Below are 14,538 nucleotides of genomic sequence, written 5' to 3'. Positions count from 1 at the left end.
GCATATATGAATATTTTAATTGCAGGAGCCAATGGAACGACAGGAAAGCAGATTATTGGGGAATTATCAAAAAATCCGCAAATGACTGTTTACGGAATGATCCGGAAAGAGGAACAGGCTCAAACGATAAAAGAACTCGGCGGGCATCCAATCCTTGCAGATTTAGAGGGAAATGTGGATAAAGCAGTGGATAACATGGAAGTCATCATTTTTGCCGCCGGATCTGGACCCAAAACAGGGCCGGATAAAACAACAGCTGTGGATAAGAATGGAGCCATTAAACTGGTTGATGCCGCCAAGAAGAAGGGTATCGAACGTTTTGTCATGCTAAGCTCTGTCGGTTCTGATCATCCGGAACAAGCCCAAGAAGGAATGCGCCATTATCTTGAAGCAAAGCATGATGCCGATGAACATTTAAAAGCAAGCGGGCTGACATACACGATTGTCCGGCCGGTTGCTTTGACAAATGAACAAGCGATCGGAAAAATCTTTGCGGATGAGAAAGTGGATCATACTAATAAGTCCATTCCAAGAGCCGATGTCGCCGCCGTTCTTGCCCAATCTGTCACAGAGGAAAAAACGTTCAATAAAACATTTGAGATTTTCAGCGGCACCCTCCCAATCAAGGAGGCCCTGCACAATATTTAAAGCAGCAAATAAGCATGAAAAAGGGCACTTTTTTTAGTGCCCCCTTAGACTGTAGTCAAATTTGATGTTTGCCTGGTTTTTTCTTTAATAAACGCTCCACTGTTTTCAGTGGAGCACTTTTTATTCGACCTTCCTCGAACTTTATTCGGCCGTTCTCGAACTTATTCGACCTTTACGGCACTTTTTTCGACCGTCCACGTACTTAGCCCTGTTTTAAAATCATGGTTCGGGATGAGACCATTCCAAATCCCTTTTGCCTATAAACTAAGGGGGGCACTTGTTAAAGTGCCCCCCTTTTCTCAATGATAAGAGTTCTTAGCAGTTTTCCGGCGTACCGGCGTTTTTAGCCGTTTTGAAGGAAGACCCGCAACCGCATGATGCGATAGCATTTGGGTTTTCGATCGTAAAGCCTCCACCCATCATCGTTTGTTTATAATCAATTACCGTTCCATTCAATATATCTGCATCCTGGGCATCAACAAGGATCTTAATTTCAAACTGTTCCAGCTGGCTATCTTTTTCTCCGGGCTCTTGTTCAAAACCCATTCCGTAAGATAATCCACTGCAGCCTCCGCCTTTAACGGCCACTCTTAAAAAGGAACCCTCTTCACCATTTTGTTTCATCATTTCTTTTATCTGAAAAGCGGCAGCTTCCGTTATTTGAACAACTTCACTCACAATAAATCCCTCCTTCTTCTGATATGTGAGATAGAACTATTACTCTTTATAGTATATACCAAAGAAATTCCCACGCTCAATTTTCCAGCTTGAAAAAATTCATATTCCCCCACCTATTTTACCAACAAAAATTAGTTTATAATAAAGGTTGTAGGTATAATGAACCGTTCTATTGGACCCGACCCTAAATTACAGTAAGGGGGTAATCTCCATCGAAGGCATACATCCTCTATATGATAAAAGCATGGAATGCCTTTTATGCAAGCAAAAATCAACCACTAAAAAGGTACGGTCGCGTTTTGTAAAAGTTGCTAAATATGACACGGACTTTTGCCCCATTTATGCTGATTCAGCCGTTAACGCACTTTACTATAATATCTTTGTTTGCCCTCACTGCGGCTTTTCGTATTCGGAGGATTTCTCCCGGTACTTCCCCCCCACTACAATGGAAATCATTATGGAAAAAGTAAGCTCCCAGTGGGTTCCCCACCATTTTAGCAAGGAGAGATCCATTAAAGACGCGATCAATACATACAAGCTGGCGAGTTATTGCGGAGCTTTAAAAAAGGAAAAACATATAATCCTTGCCGGAATCTGTTTACGGATAGCATGGTTATATAGGATCAACAAAAACAAGGAGCAAGAAGAAAGATTTTTGAGGTTCGCCCTAAAGGAATATGAAGCATCCTATTCAACAGGAGACTTCAGCGGCACCCAGGTATCCGAAGCCAGAATCCTCTATCTCGCTGGCGACATCTCAAAGAGGATAGGAAATGAAAAGGCAGCCATCAAGTATTTTTCATTAGTGTTCGAAAGTCAAAACAATGCCCGGGAAGCCTCCATCATCCAGATGGCCAGGGACCGCTTTCAGGAGCTCAAGCAGCAACGAACACCCCACTCGTTGCTGCAGCACTGATATTAAAAAGGCTGTCCGCGAAGGAACAGCCTTTTTGTTCGCCGTTGATGATTAAAACATTTCAAATTCATCAATGTACTTATATATTTTATCAACCAAGTCATCCGTTGTGTCACCAAAAACCACTTCACCGTTTACAAGCGCATATAAGTTACTGGAGCATCTGCCGCAATAACCCAGACAACCATATTCTATGATATCCAAATTCGGATCCCGCTCCAATCTTTCCAGAGCCTCCTGAGCGCCGCTGGCCAGATTGCTTACACAAAATTCAATAATCGGGTACATTGTTTCACCTCACAGTTACTAACAAACCATCTTATTACTTTTCCCTTTTACAGTCAATATTTATGCATAAAAAATCAGCTGATTTCAAGATATCGGTTGTGATTTCCTGTTATATTCGTTATACTTTTGTCGGGGTACGTAAATAAAAGAAAATTATCTAATTTTTTATTCTTGCTACTAATTGGGGTATATATATTTAATTAAACTTTAAAGGGGACCATTTGGGGGAATCCTATAGTTAAATGCTAGTCAAATTTTTCAAGAGATCAAATAAAGGGGAAAAATCATATGAAGAATCTAGTCATACTTGGTGGCGGGTATGGTGGTATGCGCATGTTGCAAAGATTGCTGCCTAATCAGCTTCCTGAAAATGTGAGCATCACGCTTATCGACCGTAATCCTTATCACTGCTTAAAAACGGAATATTATGCTTTAGCAGCAGGTACCATTCCAGATCAGCACATCCGTGTTGCATTTCCTGAACATCCTCGCTTGAAGAACGTATACGGAGAAGTACTTTCCATCGATATGGAAAATAAACAAGTCATTATAGAAAATCAAGATCCTGTCGTTTATGATGATTTAGTCATTGGCCTTGGCTGCGAAGATAAATACCACAATATTCCTGGTGCAGACACACATACCTACAGTATCCAAACAATCGATAAATCACGCCGCACATATTCAGCATTGAATAATTTAGGTGCCGGTGCAACCGTTTCTATCGTTGGTGGCGGACTGAGTGGTGTTGAGCTTGCAAGTGAATTGATTGAAAGCCGTTCAGATTTAAACGTTAAGCTATTCGACCGTGGACCGCATATTCTATCTGCTTTCCCAGAAAGATTAAGCACCTTTGTCGAATCATGGTTCGATAAACATACAATCGAAATCGTCCATCATTCAAATATAACGAAAGTTGAGCCAAACCTTCTTTATAATGGCGACGAAGCCGTTCAAAGCGACGTCATCGTATGGACAGCTGGAATCCAGCCAAGTAAGATCATCCGCGATATGGATATTGAAAAAGACCGTCAAGGAAGAGCCGTTCTGACTCCTCAGCATTTCCTTCCTAATGATGACAGCATCTTTGTGGTCGGCGACTGCGCGAGCCTGCCTCATGCACCTAGTGCTCAATTAGCGGAGTCCCAAGCTGAGCAAATCGTACAGGTTCTTGTAAAGAAATGGGCAAATGAACCACTTCCTGAAAGCTTCCCGACAATGAAATTAAAAGGGACATTAGGTTCTCTTGGGAAGAAACAAGGTTTTGGTCTTGTTGCAAATCGCCCAATCACCGGTAGAGTGGCACGCCTGATGAAATCAGGCATTCTCTGGATGTATAAATACCATAACGGTTGATTCCAACCCATCTATGCTACATTTCAATAACTGGCCCAATGAGCTGCATGCAGCTCATTCATGGGTCAGTTTTTCTTATTTCTTCCATTATATATCACACTTGTATTGTATATCCGTATTTTTCCATCGTTTCCACCACTTTTTTGAGACGCACATTTCCTTCTGCGATGATTTCTCCTTCGATGAGGACCAGTGGATAAAATAAATCTTCCTCGATCATCTTCGCGGCAAAGCTCTTTTGCTTTTGCGTTTCTGGAGGATTAAACATATCTATATAGGATATTTTGAATTTCTGCTCAGGAAACTTCCTCGTTAAAGCGGCTTCAAGCCACTCGCAGGTATCTTTCGAAGAAGGGAGATTCACACAACTCGCGCAAATTTGCTCCGCACCATACACTTCTATCTCAATTTCTTTCATTACCATACTCTTCCTCCTTCATTTTAGTATATTTGCTTCATTTTGAATAATGTTTAAAAACTTTACCTGTTTCCATCATACCAGAATAATATAGATTATATTTCCGCAAAGTTACAGTTGGATTTTTTACTACCTTCGCTTTATAATATGATTAGGAAAGGAGTCGATTGCAATGTCTGAACAAACAATGGAAGTTCAAGTTCAAGAAGTCCTAGATAAGCTTCGTCCGTTTCTTCTTCGTGATGGCGGTGACTGTGAACTAGTTGACGTAGAAGATGGAATTGTAAAATTACGATTACTAGGAGCCTGCGGAAGCTGTCCTAGTTCGACCATTACGCTAAAAGCTGGGATTGAGCGTGCCCTTCTTGAAGAAGTTCCTGGTGTAGTGGAAGTTGAACAAGTTTTCTAATGGCCCTTTAAATAACATGCTGCGTATGGATGAAGGCTCACTTCATCTATACACGTTCAACCTTTTTATACAGGCCGGAATCTTTTCTAGACTGCAATAAAAATAAAGCTGACTCGGCTTTTGCCCTATCAAATTGATACGGCTTGACGCGAGTCAGCTTTTTTATATGGACAATGAATGAAGCATGGCTCACGATTTCAAAAATTTCAATTCCTTTTTTTCTTGTTCTGAAAGGGTTGCCGTATAACTGCCTTCATTATCGATTTCCAATTCTCTCACAAGAAATTCCGGAAATGTTTCCTTCAATACTGTGAGCAAATTTTCACTATTTTCTGCGGATGATAAGCATAAAACAGTTGGACCTGCTCCGCTTAGGGCTGCACCAAATCCGCCTTCATTGAGGACAACTTCTTCAATAAGCGCTAAATGAGGGACCAACTCTGCTCTATATGGTTGATGGAAACGATCACTTTGCATCATTTCACCAACAAGCTTCCAATCTTTAGATAGAACTCCTGCCAGCAAAACATTTGCGGCTGCACTTCCGCTTATCGCCTCTTTATAGGAAAGCGAATTCGGAAGGACATTTCTTGAATCTTCCGTAAGCAATTCAAAATCAGGAATGACAGCAATCACCTTAACTCCCTCGATTGGAAACGAAACGACATCCGTTCTTTCCTCCGTATGCAGGCCCACAACCAATCCACCATACACTGATGCCCCCGCATTATCCGGATGCCCTTCAAAGAGGGAAGCATGCCTATTCTTCTCCTCATCGGATAAATGAAGTTCACCAACGATGTTCGCCAATTCAATCCCCGCCACAATGGCAGAGGCACTGCTTCCAAGACCCCGTGCCAGTGGAATTTCGCTAGAGACGAAAAGCCGGCATGGGGAAAGTTCCTTTCCATAGGATGCCGCCGTTTCCTTGGCAATTTGGACGATATAATTACGATCATCCGTTGGAAAAACAGACATTTCCTCTGAAAGGGGAACGACTTCCCATTGATCTGATGAAGATCCGTGTATTTCCAAGTAAAGTCCTAGCGCCAAGCCGATGGAATCGAATCCTGGTCCTAAGTTGGCCGTACTTGCTGGTACACGGATCAAGAACATCTCTGATTCCGCATTCATGCCTGTTTCACACCCTGCAGATGTTCTAAAATGACCTCTTCATCCATTGGCAGCAATGTCGGCTGAATCGTGCTTGTATTGACTGCCACATTCGGATCTTTCAATCCATTTCCAGTCAAAACGGCAACAATCTTACTTCCTTTTTTGATTTCACCGCTTTTTAATTGTTTATAGATGCCTGCAATGGAAGCACATGATGCCGGCTCTGCAAATACCCCTTCTTTTTTAGCAAGGAAATGATAGGCTTCCAGAATTTCTTCGTCCGTCACCTCATCAATTTTGCCTTTGGATTCATTTGCTGCTTCCACAGCAAAGCTCCAACTTGCAGGATTTCCAATCCGGATGGCTGTTGCAATCGTTTCTGGATTTTCAATAATGCTATCCCGGACAATTGCAGCCGCACCTTCAGCTTCGAACCCTCTCATTTCAGGAAGGCCCGTTTGTTTCGATTCGTTATATTCTTTAAACCCTTTCCAGTATGCCGTTATATTACCTGCATTCCCGACTGGAAGCGCCAAAATATCCGGTGCGGAGCCGAGGGCATCACAAATTTCAAAAGCCGCTGTCTTCTGCCCTTCAATCCGGTATGGGTTGACCGAATTCACAAGAGTTATCGGTGAGCTCTCACTAAGTGAACGGACGATTTTTAAAGCCTGGTCGAAGTTCCCTTCGATCGAGATGATTTCCGCTCCGTACATGACGGCTTGGGCAAGCTTGCCCATGGCTATTTTCCCTTCCGGGATGACAACGATACAGCGCAGGTTGGCACGGGCCGCATAAGCGGCTGCAGCTGCCGATGTATTCCCTGTGGAAGCACAGATGATCGTGTCGCTGCCCTCTTCTATCGCTTTGGCCACGGCCATGACCATTCCGCGGTCTTTAAACGACCCAGTTGGATTCGCCCCTTCATATTTTACATGTAAGTCGATTCCCCACTCTTCGGATAATCGATTCAGTTTGATTAAAGGTGTATTACCCTCCAAAAGGGTTAGTGCAGGTGTGTTTTCATTAACGGGTAAAAATTCTTTATACGTGCTTATAAGTCCTTGCCAGCTCATTTGATGTCCTCTCCTTCAACTCTGTATGTGCTTTTCACTTCTCTTACCATATTGTAATCATGTAATTTCTGTATTATTTGCTCAAATGCAGCCTTTGTGGCAGTGTGCGTAACTAATACGATTTCGGAAGATTCCTTTTCATCCAGAGGCAATTGAAGGATTTTATCGAATCCTACTCCATGCTCGGCAAATAAATTCGTGATTCTGGCCAAAACGCCAACTTCATCCTGAACATGTAATCGAATGAAGAACTTAGCGAAAATCTCAGTGGCATCTTTTAATTGTTTCGGGTACTGAGGTGAAACGGCACTGCGGCCATTTACGCCCAGCCTCATATTCTTGATGACCGTCACCATATCCGAAACGACTGCAGTCGCAGTAGGAAGACTGCCGGCCCCCGGTCCGTAAAACATCGTTTCCCCTACGGCTTCCCCATAAACGTATACAGCATTATACTCATTATTTACCGATGCTAACGGATGTGCTTCCGGAAGAAGTGCAGGCTGGACACTTACTTCGACCCTATCCCCTGCCCTGGAAGCGACCCCGATCAATTTCATTGTATAACCAAGCTTCTTACTATATCTCAAATCCTCTTCGGATATCTCGGTAATGCCCTGTACCTCAACATCATTCAAACCAATGTTCATTGAGAACCCGAGTGTTGATAGGATCGCCATTTTACGGGCCGCATCCAATCCACCTACATCGGCTGTCGGATCGGCTTCAGCAAATCCCAGCTCCTGAGCTTCCTTCAATACGTCATCATAAGCTCTGCCTTCCTTGCTCATTTTCGTTAAAATGAAGTTTGTCGTTCCATTGACGATTCCCATCATTTTCGTGATGCGGTCAGAAGATAAACCATCGACAAGACCGCGTAAAATCGGAATTCCCCCTGCAACACTTGCTTCATAGAATAAATCACATTGATTCTCGGTGGCCAATTCCAGCAGTTCCGGTCCATATAAAGCCATTAGGTCTTTATTGGCCGTAACGATATGCTTTTTATTTTTTATAGCTTCTATCAGATAACTGCGTGTTTCTTCGATTCCACCCATCACTTCTATTACAACATCAATCTCGGGATTCGAAAGGATATCCTCAGGATTGTCAGTTAACATTCCTTTATCGACCTCGAAAAGCCGCTCCTTCGTCGTGTCTTTGACTAGTATCTTCTTAACGGATATGGAACAGCCCACTTGATGCTTGAGCTTGTCCTGATGGCTTTCAATGATTTGTACGACTCCTGATCCGACTGTACCTAACCCCAATAAACCGATCGAGATGGCTTTCATAATTTGGTTCCCCCTTAAAAACTGTTTGCCTGAAGAAAACATTTGTATTTGTATAGTAGACATTATAAGTTTAATTCATATAATTATCAATAGTTAGAAAAGATGGATGCACGACTTTTTTCTTCCATCCCTTGAACGAGTAAGAACGGGTAAAGCTAATTTTTTTATGGGAAACCATTTTGATGATTATTATTTAACGCTCTTCAATGAATCATTTGTACCCATTACAATATGTGGTTTTTGCACGGGATCCATCCATTTCAGTAAACTGAGGACATTCTTTTCGGCTGTGGCTGTACATCCCGCCGTCGGCTTTGTATCTCCTCTCCATACATGAAGAAAGATTGCACTGCCTTTTCCTTTTATGATGGGATTCGTATTATAATTGATGACCGTGCCATACTTATAGAGTTCATGATTCATCCTTTCGAAAGACTTCCATTTAACTGCAGGATTTCCTTTATAGGTTTTCCACTTGTTATAATCCTTGGATGTCTGATCATCAATCCAGTAGTCATATTTGGTCGTTTTCTTATAACTCATTTTCATTCCGGTTGGCTTCGTTCCACTTCCAAAGGCCGTACCGAATGAATAAATTCCAACCGGGGATTTTCCATCACCCTCTTTTTTGCTCTTCGTGAAGCCGTTCTTTCCAATGACACCCTCCATCTTCTTCAATGCCCGGCGCCATTCCCCTTGTTTCTTTTCATACGTTTGGATCGTGACCTTTGTATCACTCATCGCTTTTCCTGTTACCGATACAAATTGGTTAACGCCTTTTCTACTATCGAATTTCTTTAGAAGGGCTTTTTCACTGGTACCGAAAACCTCTTTAGCATCTGCCATATTGATATATGCTGTCTTTTTCGAGTGACAGACCTTATACCAGTTTCCAGTTCTTCCACTTGCCGATAATTCTTTGTTTTTCTTATAAGTTATTAATGTTTTGCTTGCAGCCGACGCCTTTTTCTTCACATCCGCAGCAGACTTCATGACAATCTTGAATTGATTTGGTTCGCAACTTGTTTTCGTTTCAGCTTTTGCAAGATTTGTCGTTTGGATGATTAAAAGGGCTAAAAGGGCGGCCAACATCAATCTTTTCATGGTCCCATCCTTCCGTAGCGATTAAATATCTAATTATTCTAAAAAATCTTGTTATCATCATAACATAGTAAGTAAGGATGAATCATATTTCTTTCCCGTTTTTATCTAAATCCAGTCAATTTTAGGCAAATCATATTGCTTGGCCGGGACCTCCGCCAATTCATAAAAATGTTTGAGGAAGGACTCATATTGTTGGGAGGATTTCGTGATTGAAGATATTTTATCCTCCAACTCATTTGACCTTGATTCCGTCGTTTTTGAAAAATACTCTTCCACCGTTTCAAAATAATGAATGGGAAACAGCATCCTTGAATATAACAACCGGGCTGAAAAGCTGGAGAACGGTTCTACGGATTGATATTCGTGAAAAAATTGGCCAATGCCCCGTTGATGGGTATGCACATTTTGAAAATAGTGTTCCCTCACCCATTCCGCGACATCCCTGGTTCCGTGGTCGAATACCCAATCGAACGGATTTTTCATCCACTTATTGCTTTTCCAGGTATCATGTAAAAAACGTTCATAACATACCGTTCCACTATCGACAATTTGCGGGGTATCATCAATTTCCGTGTCGACTAAATATTGAATCGCATTTTCACCTATGACCATATAATAGGGAAAGGTTTCTATAAATAATTTTTCAAACTGGTTATCAGGATGGGCGTTGAGCTTATCCCGCCAAATCTTTTCTAACTGATCGATCCTTTGTTCCCAGAGTTCTTTCCATTTACCGATCCTTGAACATGTTCGAATCGTTTCATTAATATTTCTCCCTCGCTGATGAAATCTTGCCAGACGTCTTCCTGGATTGAAATTTTTCGGACCTTCCAATGCCTGATTGGCAAGAAGAATGAATAATTGTTCATCCGCTTCCGAAACATAACTTCCATGATTGGCAAGGACAAAAGCGGATACGTGACGATCTCCTTGTGAAATCAGATGTTGAGACATTTTATACCGTTCCACTAATTCCTCCTGCTCCATATTTTCAATGGGAACGATGCTGTAAACCATATTTCCTGAACGGAAGCTTGGAAACCTGCTATTGGCTTCTTCAAGCTCCACCTGTATGCCATAATTATTAAAAATGATTTCTTCTATCATGGAATGGCCCCCTTCATCAAATGGATATAATAGAAATATTGGACATCATATACTTATATATATGTGGAATAACCCGTTTTCTGAATGATTATCGAAACCTTATTAGAAATTCGGATCAAAACATCCTTCATGGGTTTTCATTTTAATCAAATCAACCTACCTGCATTAGAACTATCCCTTTAAAATATAGAGAAATGGGTGATGACATGGCTAATATTGAACAATCAATGTCTGAAAAAACGGCTCGAAGATGGCTAATTGAACGAGGAGTGAAATTGGAGGATATCGCTGAGCTTGTCATGTATTTACAATCTGGCTACCATGAAAATCTCCAAATGTCCGATTGCCTTCACAATGTCGAACGGGTCCTTTCAAAACGCGAGGTCCAAAATGCCATCCTTACCGGCATTCAGTTGGATATTCTAGCTGAGAAAAAACTGCTCGAGGAGCCTCTGCTGAGCATAATTGAAATAGATGAAGGCCTATATGGGGTCGATGAAATATTGGCTTTTTCAATTGTGAATGTATATGGATCAATCGGCTTTACCAATTATGGTTTCATCGATAAACAAAAGCCGGGGATCTTAAAATATCTAAACGATAAAAGCACAGGTAAGGTGAACACCTTTTTAGATGATATCGTTGGGGCGATTGCAGCTGCCGCTTCAAGCCGGCTTGCCCATAGAACCGAAAATGCAGAATAAAACGACATGAAAAAACAGGACTGCAATCGCAGGCCTGTTTTTTTTCATTCGAAGCGCCATAAGTCGAGAGTGTCCACCACATGCGTAGGCTGCTCCTTATATTGCTTTAGGCGTTCTTTTGTCGTCACGCCAGTATGTACAAGCAGTGTATCGATCCCTGCATTAATGCCGGCAAGGATATCCGTATCATAGTTATCGCCAACCATGATTGTCTCTTCTTTAGGTACCCCTAATACTCTTAGTGCTTGCTCCACTATGACGGATTCAGGTTTTCCAATGAAAATCGGCTGTACCTGAGTCGAAACGGAAACAACGGAGGTCAAGGAACCATTCCCGGGCAAAAGGCCTTGCTCAGTAGGAATGGCAATATCACCATTGGTCGAAATGAAAACAGCACCATTTCTAACAGCAAGACAGGCTTTTGACAACTTTTCATAATTGACGCCGCGGTCGATGCCCATTACCAGAAAATCTGGATGCTCTTCGACAAGCTTCATTCCTTTTTCCTTAAGAGCCTCGATGATGCCTTCTTCACCCACCACATAGACCGATGCATCCTTCTTTTGTTCGGCTATGTAATTGGCAGTGGCCATGCTTGTCGTGAAAACCTGTTCATCCTCTGTTGAGATGCCGATGCTTCTTAACTTATCCGCTACTTGTGCCGGAGTCCGAGATGAATTATTGGTGACGAATAAATAAGGGATATCCCTTTTCCTTAGGTCATTAATAAACCCTGCCGCTTCCGCAATTTGTTCAGTTCCACGATACATTGTGCCATCTAAGTCAATTAAATATCCTTTATACGACTTCATTTGAATTCGCCTTCCTAACGCTGCTAGTTTTTAAAAGCTGATACAGGTCCCAATTCATTTGTTAAATAGTTCCTCACCAAATCAGGGAATTGCTTGAATGCCTCGATATTTTCCGAAAATACGGCATGCAGTTCTTTGTGATTCACTTCAATGAAGTCTTGAACCAGCATTTTCCTTAATGGCAAAACCTTTTTGAATTGTATCGCTTTTTCTTCTGAAATCACTTTTTCATCTTGAAGGATATCGATAATATCTTCATAACTTCCTGGATCACGCATAATGAAACCATCAATTACCGCATTTCCTACATCCAACACGGAATCGATGGAAGTTTGTATGAGCCTTTCTGCGATAAGTTCCGAAAGGTCTCCATCCCAATTATCATGCCCTTCAAAAAGTCCAAGCTGCTTTTCAAGAAAACCTAATATTTGTTCAATTTTTTGACGGTCTACAAAGTACATTATTTCCAGATCCTTTCTGATCTAAGATGATATAGGGAATCATTGGTTGAATGATCGGCAAAGGTAAAACCCTGTGCCGAACCAACCTTATTCATTGATAATACCATAGCTTCTCCCTTACTCTCAATTCCTTCAACCACAACCATTGCACCATCCAACTACTAACAGGAGCGCTGACTTACACATTGCCTTTTCTACAGGGGGGCATTTTCCGACGTCCACTCCAAGAAAACCAATTCATGATCCCATTTATATTCTTAACCATTTTCATTTAATCGATGAACGCAAATGATTGCTGGAGGTTCATGAAGCATCATGGGGAGGGATTAATTTCTCCAGCCGGCAGCACAGAAAAATGTCTGTTCCCCTATTGAAGTCACTTTGTTATGATGGAACTACAAATGTGAAGATAAGAAGGGAATGAGACTATGGAAGATCGTTTTTATTTATACAATGACGTCGTTGATTCAAAAACCCGGTTCATAAGCTTCATGGGAGAGGAATCGAGATTCGATTTGGCCATTACGACTACCGATCGGTTTTATGGAAAGAAGCTTGTTTTGAATATGCAGAGTAACCGTTTCGCGATTATTGGGCCTGATGATTTAGAAGAGGAAGGCTATCTTGAGCATGCCTTTCAGTTGTCAGAAGCGGAAGCCGAGGAACTACGTCACTTTTTAATGGAAATCGTCTGAGTGCTGAAGTTTTTTATCTTAAACGGGAAAACCTACTGAATGTAAGATCGATTACATGAGGGGGGATTATCTTGGACAAAGAAGAATACCACGATTTTTCCAATGTCGAAAAACAGAGGGATTATTTAATTCCTGAAGAATTTCCCGAAGGACCTTTTGGATCATCCATTGCAAAAGATGCACCAGTCCAGAATAAAAACACACCGTGGCAGGAAGGGCAACGATATCAAAGTGCCTTCAATTATGAAAATAAATCGTTGCACGAAGGCTTACCTCGACAATATCCTGGTGCTCATCCGACACATGATGATCCAGAAAAAGATGAACAGCCTCCATATAAAGGATATGGTAACTCTTAACATGGAAGGCCAGAGTGAATTCTGGCCTTTTTATTTCTTTACTTTCTTCACGACGAAATAAGGACAGCCAAAATTGCAGTATTCATATAAATATTCACTAAGCGTGCTTATTTTCGTATCAAAGGTCGCTTTCTGATTGGAATCATCAAAAAATCCACGCAGCCTCAATTGCCCGTAACCCCAATCCCCTACTATATAATCATACTTCGTTAAAATCTCACTGTATCTGGCTTTAAACGCTTCTTCGTTATAGCCTTCCCTTTCATCCTCAATTATTTCGTAGGTCATGTTATTGATGGTAATCATTGTTTTCACCTCTCATAAATACATTTCTTCTTTAAATTATAACTGATTCCCCATCAATTACTAAGCGAAAAATAGAGAAATATGTTCATCCTAAAGTTACGGGGGTGTTATTGATGAAAAAAACGATAATAACGATAGGTTTAAGCTCGATTATTGCACTAACCGGATGTGCTGATAATGAAGATGATCAGGGGCTCGGTGCAAAAAACAATGCAGGCAACCCAACAAACGTAAATAATCCAACTCAATATTATGATGAGGATTATCGTAATAATGACAACAAAAGTGATGATTTCGGTTTTACCCGCACCAATAGTGCAACCATTGACGGCCGTAACATTTCCAACAAAGCTGCTTCGATTGACCGTGAACAACTGTCTGATGTCATTTCAAAACTTAGTGTTCAGATTCCAAATGTCAATGATGCCGCTACACTCGTTACTGATGAGGAAGTACTTGTCGTATATGATACAAATAACAAGGATCGGACGGAAACCGCAGACCAAGTTAAACGTACCGCCATGTCCGTCGTACCTCGCTACTATCATGTCTACGTCAGTGATGATTATCAAAACCTTGCCCAAGATGTCGAGAATTTCGCTACAGTGAAATCCGGCAGCAAAGGGATTGACTATACGATCGAACAAACGATCAAAAGAATGCTGAAATCGCCTCAAGGATACAAAATGAGTGACGCGGAAAATGAAAATGGAGAAATGGTTAACGATAAAAGAGATCATCATGATAACATCCATCAAAAAATGGATAACCGTTGAATAAAAAAGGACCG

At 41.5% G+C, this 14,538-nt stretch carries 19 protein-coding genes and 1 pseudogene; 8 read left to right on the top strand and 12 right to left on the bottom strand.

The genetic code is table 11. From position 1 onward, the window contains the following. Positions 1-6 precede the first annotated feature (6 nt). On the top strand, positions 7-648 hold the full coding sequence (locus V3595_RS16645) for an SDR family oxidoreductase (protein ID WP_485908421.1): 642 nt from the start codon (positions 7-9) through the stop codon (positions 646-648). 315 nt (positions 649-963) lie between these two features. Here the strand turns inward: V3595_RS16645 and V3595_RS16640 are convergent, their stop codons facing one another. Continuing rightward, the gene (locus tag V3595_RS16640; RefSeq protein ID WP_101223634.1) at positions 964-1,326 is read right to left on the bottom strand and encodes a HesB/IscA family protein; all 363 of its coding nucleotides are present in this window, start codon (positions 1,324-1,326) and stop codon (positions 964-966) included. 172 nt (positions 1,327-1,498) lie between these two features. Between V3595_RS16640 and V3595_RS16635 the strand changes: the two genes are divergently transcribed. Continuing rightward, on the top strand, positions 1,499-2,242 hold the full coding sequence (locus V3595_RS16635) for a DUF2225 domain-containing protein (protein ID WP_485908419.1): 744 nt from the start codon (positions 1,499-1,501) through the stop codon (positions 2,240-2,242). A gap of 51 nt (positions 2,243-2,293) precedes the next feature. Here V3595_RS16635 and V3595_RS16630 read toward each other — a convergent pair whose 3' ends face one another. Continuing rightward, positions 2,294-2,530 carry a YuzB family protein gene (locus tag V3595_RS16630; RefSeq protein WP_485908417.1) on the bottom strand — a complete coding sequence of 79 codons (237 nt, stop codon included), beginning with the start codon at positions 2,528-2,530 and terminating at the stop codon, positions 2,294-2,296. Positions 2,531-2,818: 288 nt separating this feature from the next. On the opposite strand from V3595_RS16630, the gene V3595_RS16625 reads away from it, so the two are divergent. Further along, a complete protein-coding gene (locus V3595_RS16625) occupies positions 2,819-3,886 on the top strand; it encodes an NAD(P)/FAD-dependent oxidoreductase (protein ID WP_101223635.1) in 1,068 nt (355 codons plus the stop codon). Between the two features lie 94 nt (positions 3,887-3,980). Here V3595_RS16625 and V3595_RS16620 read toward each other — a convergent pair whose 3' ends face one another. After that, positions 3,981-4,310 (bottom strand): YuzD family protein, encoded by a 330-nt coding sequence (locus V3595_RS16620; RefSeq protein WP_485908415.1) that lies wholly within the window; start codon positions 4,308-4,310, stop codon positions 3,981-3,983. Between the two features lie 181 nt (positions 4,311-4,491). Here V3595_RS16620 and V3595_RS16615 point away from each other — a divergent pair. Next, positions 4,492-4,713 (top strand): annotated as a pseudogene (locus tag V3595_RS16615) (NifU family protein); the annotation flags it as partial. 189 nt (positions 4,714-4,902) lie between these two features. Here the strand turns inward: V3595_RS16615 and thrB are convergent. The 5 genes from thrB to yutH form a co-directional block, all read right to left on the bottom strand. Then, a complete protein-coding gene (gene thrB / locus V3595_RS16610; RefSeq protein WP_485908413.1) occupies positions 4,903-5,847 on the bottom strand; it encodes a homoserine kinase in 945 nt (314 codons plus the stop codon). Then, the gene (thrC, locus tag V3595_RS16605) at positions 5,844-6,905 is read right to left on the bottom strand and encodes a threonine synthase (RefSeq protein WP_485908411.1); all 1,062 of its coding nucleotides are present in this window, start codon (positions 6,903-6,905) and stop codon (positions 5,844-5,846) included. The genes thrB and thrC overlap by 4 nt, the downstream gene beginning before the upstream one ends. Then, on the bottom strand, positions 6,902-8,200 hold the full coding sequence (locus tag V3595_RS16600) for a homoserine dehydrogenase (RefSeq protein WP_485908409.1): 1,299 nt from the start codon (positions 8,198-8,200) through the stop codon (positions 6,902-6,904). The genes thrC and V3595_RS16600 overlap by 4 nt, the downstream gene beginning before the upstream one ends. Before the next feature lie 189 nt (positions 8,201-8,389). Continuing rightward, positions 8,390-9,304, bottom strand: coding sequence for a L,D-transpeptidase family protein (locus V3595_RS16595; protein WP_485908407.1), 915 nt, complete (start codon positions 9,302-9,304; stop codon positions 8,390-8,392). 105 nt (positions 9,305-9,409) lie between these two features. Continuing rightward, entirely contained in the window at positions 9,410-10,411 is a 1,002-nt protein-coding gene (gene yutH, locus V3595_RS16590; protein ID WP_485908405.1) for a spore coat putative kinase YutH, read from the bottom strand. Between the two features lie 206 nt (positions 10,412-10,617). Between yutH and V3595_RS16585 the strand changes: the two genes are divergently transcribed. Beyond that, positions 10,618-11,115, top strand: a complete 498-nt coding sequence (locus tag V3595_RS16585) for a phosphatidylglycerophosphatase A family protein (RefSeq protein WP_063234039.1) — start codon at positions 10,618-10,620, stop codon at positions 11,113-11,115. A 44-nt stretch (positions 11,116-11,159) separates the two neighbouring features. Here V3595_RS16585 and V3595_RS16580 read toward each other — a convergent pair whose 3' ends face one another. The 3 genes from V3595_RS16580 to V3595_RS16570 are packed head-to-tail and all read right to left on the bottom strand — an operon-like array spanning position 11,160 to position 12,546. Continuing rightward, complete coding sequence (locus tag V3595_RS16580) at positions 11,160-11,927, bottom strand: TIGR01457 family HAD-type hydrolase (protein WP_241592726.1); 768 nt, start codon at positions 11,925-11,927, stop codon at positions 11,160-11,162. Between the two features lie 23 nt (positions 11,928-11,950). Next, the gene (locus tag V3595_RS16575; protein WP_101223642.1) at positions 11,951-12,388 is read right to left on the bottom strand and encodes a DUF86 domain-containing protein; all 438 of its coding nucleotides are present in this window, start codon (positions 12,386-12,388) and stop codon (positions 11,951-11,953) included. Next, positions 12,388-12,546, bottom strand: a complete 159-nt coding sequence (locus V3595_RS16570; protein ID WP_485908403.1) for a hypothetical protein — start codon at positions 12,544-12,546, stop codon at positions 12,388-12,390. The genes V3595_RS16575 and V3595_RS16570 overlap by 1 nt, the downstream gene beginning before the upstream one ends. A gap of 270 nt (positions 12,547-12,816) precedes the next feature. Here V3595_RS16570 and V3595_RS16565 point away from each other — a divergent pair, with 270 nt between their 5' ends. Next, positions 12,817-13,083, top strand: coding sequence for a DUF3055 domain-containing protein (locus V3595_RS16565; protein ID WP_098371475.1), 267 nt, complete (start codon positions 12,817-12,819; stop codon positions 13,081-13,083). A gap of 71 nt (positions 13,084-13,154) precedes the next feature. After that, the gene (locus V3595_RS16560; RefSeq protein ID WP_485908401.1) at positions 13,155-13,442 is read left to right on the top strand and encodes a cytosolic protein; all 288 of its coding nucleotides are present in this window, start codon (positions 13,155-13,157) and stop codon (positions 13,440-13,442) included. A 30-nt stretch (positions 13,443-13,472) separates the two neighbouring features. Here the strand turns inward: V3595_RS16560 and V3595_RS16555 are convergent, their stop codons facing one another. After that, complete coding sequence (locus V3595_RS16555) at positions 13,473-13,748, bottom strand: YutD family protein (RefSeq protein ID WP_101223644.1); 276 nt, start codon at positions 13,746-13,748, stop codon at positions 13,473-13,475. A 113-nt stretch (positions 13,749-13,861) separates the two neighbouring features. Between V3595_RS16555 and V3595_RS16550 the strand changes: the two genes are divergently transcribed. Next, positions 13,862-14,524: a YhcN/YlaJ family sporulation lipoprotein gene (locus V3595_RS16550; RefSeq protein WP_350300474.1), complete on the top strand. Its 663-nt coding sequence runs from the start codon at positions 13,862-13,864 to the stop codon at positions 14,522-14,524. Positions 14,525-14,538: the final 14 nt, after the last annotated feature.

This window comes from Bacillus sp. CFBP9009, assembly GCF_036541465.1.
Classification (GTDB): Bacteria; Bacillota; Bacilli; order Bacillales; family DSM-1321; genus Peribacillus.
The sequence above is the reverse complement of the archived record's forward strand: the minus strand, read 5'-3'. Positions and strand labels throughout refer to the sequence as shown.

Excerpts from the sequence above, each read along its gene's own strand:
- V3595_RS16645 (WP_485908421.1), top strand. The coding sequence starts at position 7 with ATGAATATTTTAATTGCAGGAGCCAATGGAACGACAGGAAAGCAGATT.
- V3595_RS16630 (WP_485908417.1), bottom strand. The coding sequence starts at position 2,530 with ATGTACCCGATTATTGAATTTTGTGTAAGCAATCTGGCCAGCGGCGCT.
- V3595_RS16625 (WP_101223635.1), top strand. The coding sequence starts at position 2,819 with ATGAAGAATCTAGTCATACTTGGTGGCGGGTATGGTGGTATGCGCATG.
- V3595_RS16620 (WP_485908415.1), bottom strand. The coding sequence starts at position 4,310 with ATGGTAATGAAAGAAATTGAGATAGAAGTGTATGGTGCGGAGCAAATT.
- thrB (WP_485908413.1), bottom strand. The coding sequence starts at position 5,847 with ATGAATGCGGAATCAGAGATGTTCTTGATCCGTGTACCAGCAAGTACG.
- thrC (WP_485908411.1), bottom strand. The coding sequence starts at position 6,905 with ATGAGCTGGCAAGGACTTATAAGCACGTATAAAGAATTTTTACCCGTT.
- V3595_RS16600 (WP_485908409.1), bottom strand. The coding sequence starts at position 8,200 with ATGAAAGCCATCTCGATCGGTTTATTGGGGTTAGGTACAGTCGGATCA.
- V3595_RS16595 (WP_485908407.1), bottom strand. The coding sequence starts at position 9,304 with ATGAAAAGATTGATGTTGGCCGCCCTTTTAGCCCTTTTAATCATCCAA.
- yutH (WP_485908405.1), bottom strand. The coding sequence starts at position 10,411 with ATGATAGAAGAAATCATTTTTAATAATTATGGCATACAGGTGGAGCTT.
- V3595_RS16585 (WP_063234039.1), top strand. The coding sequence starts at position 10,618 with ATGGCTAATATTGAACAATCAATGTCTGAAAAAACGGCTCGAAGATGG.
- V3595_RS16580 (WP_241592726.1), bottom strand. The coding sequence starts at position 11,927 with ATGAAGTCGTATAAAGGATATTTAATTGACTTAGATGGCACAATGTAT.
- V3595_RS16575 (WP_101223642.1), bottom strand. The coding sequence starts at position 12,388 with ATGTACTTTGTAGACCGTCAAAAAATTGAACAAATATTAGGTTTTCTT.
- V3595_RS16565 (WP_098371475.1), top strand. The coding sequence starts at position 12,817 with ATGGAAGATCGTTTTTATTTATACAATGACGTCGTTGATTCAAAAACC.
- V3595_RS16555 (WP_101223644.1), bottom strand. The coding sequence starts at position 13,748 with ATGATTACCATCAATAACATGACCTACGAAATAATTGAGGATGAAAGG.
- V3595_RS16550 (WP_350300474.1), top strand. The coding sequence starts at position 13,862 with ATGAAAAAAACGATAATAACGATAGGTTTAAGCTCGATTATTGCACTA.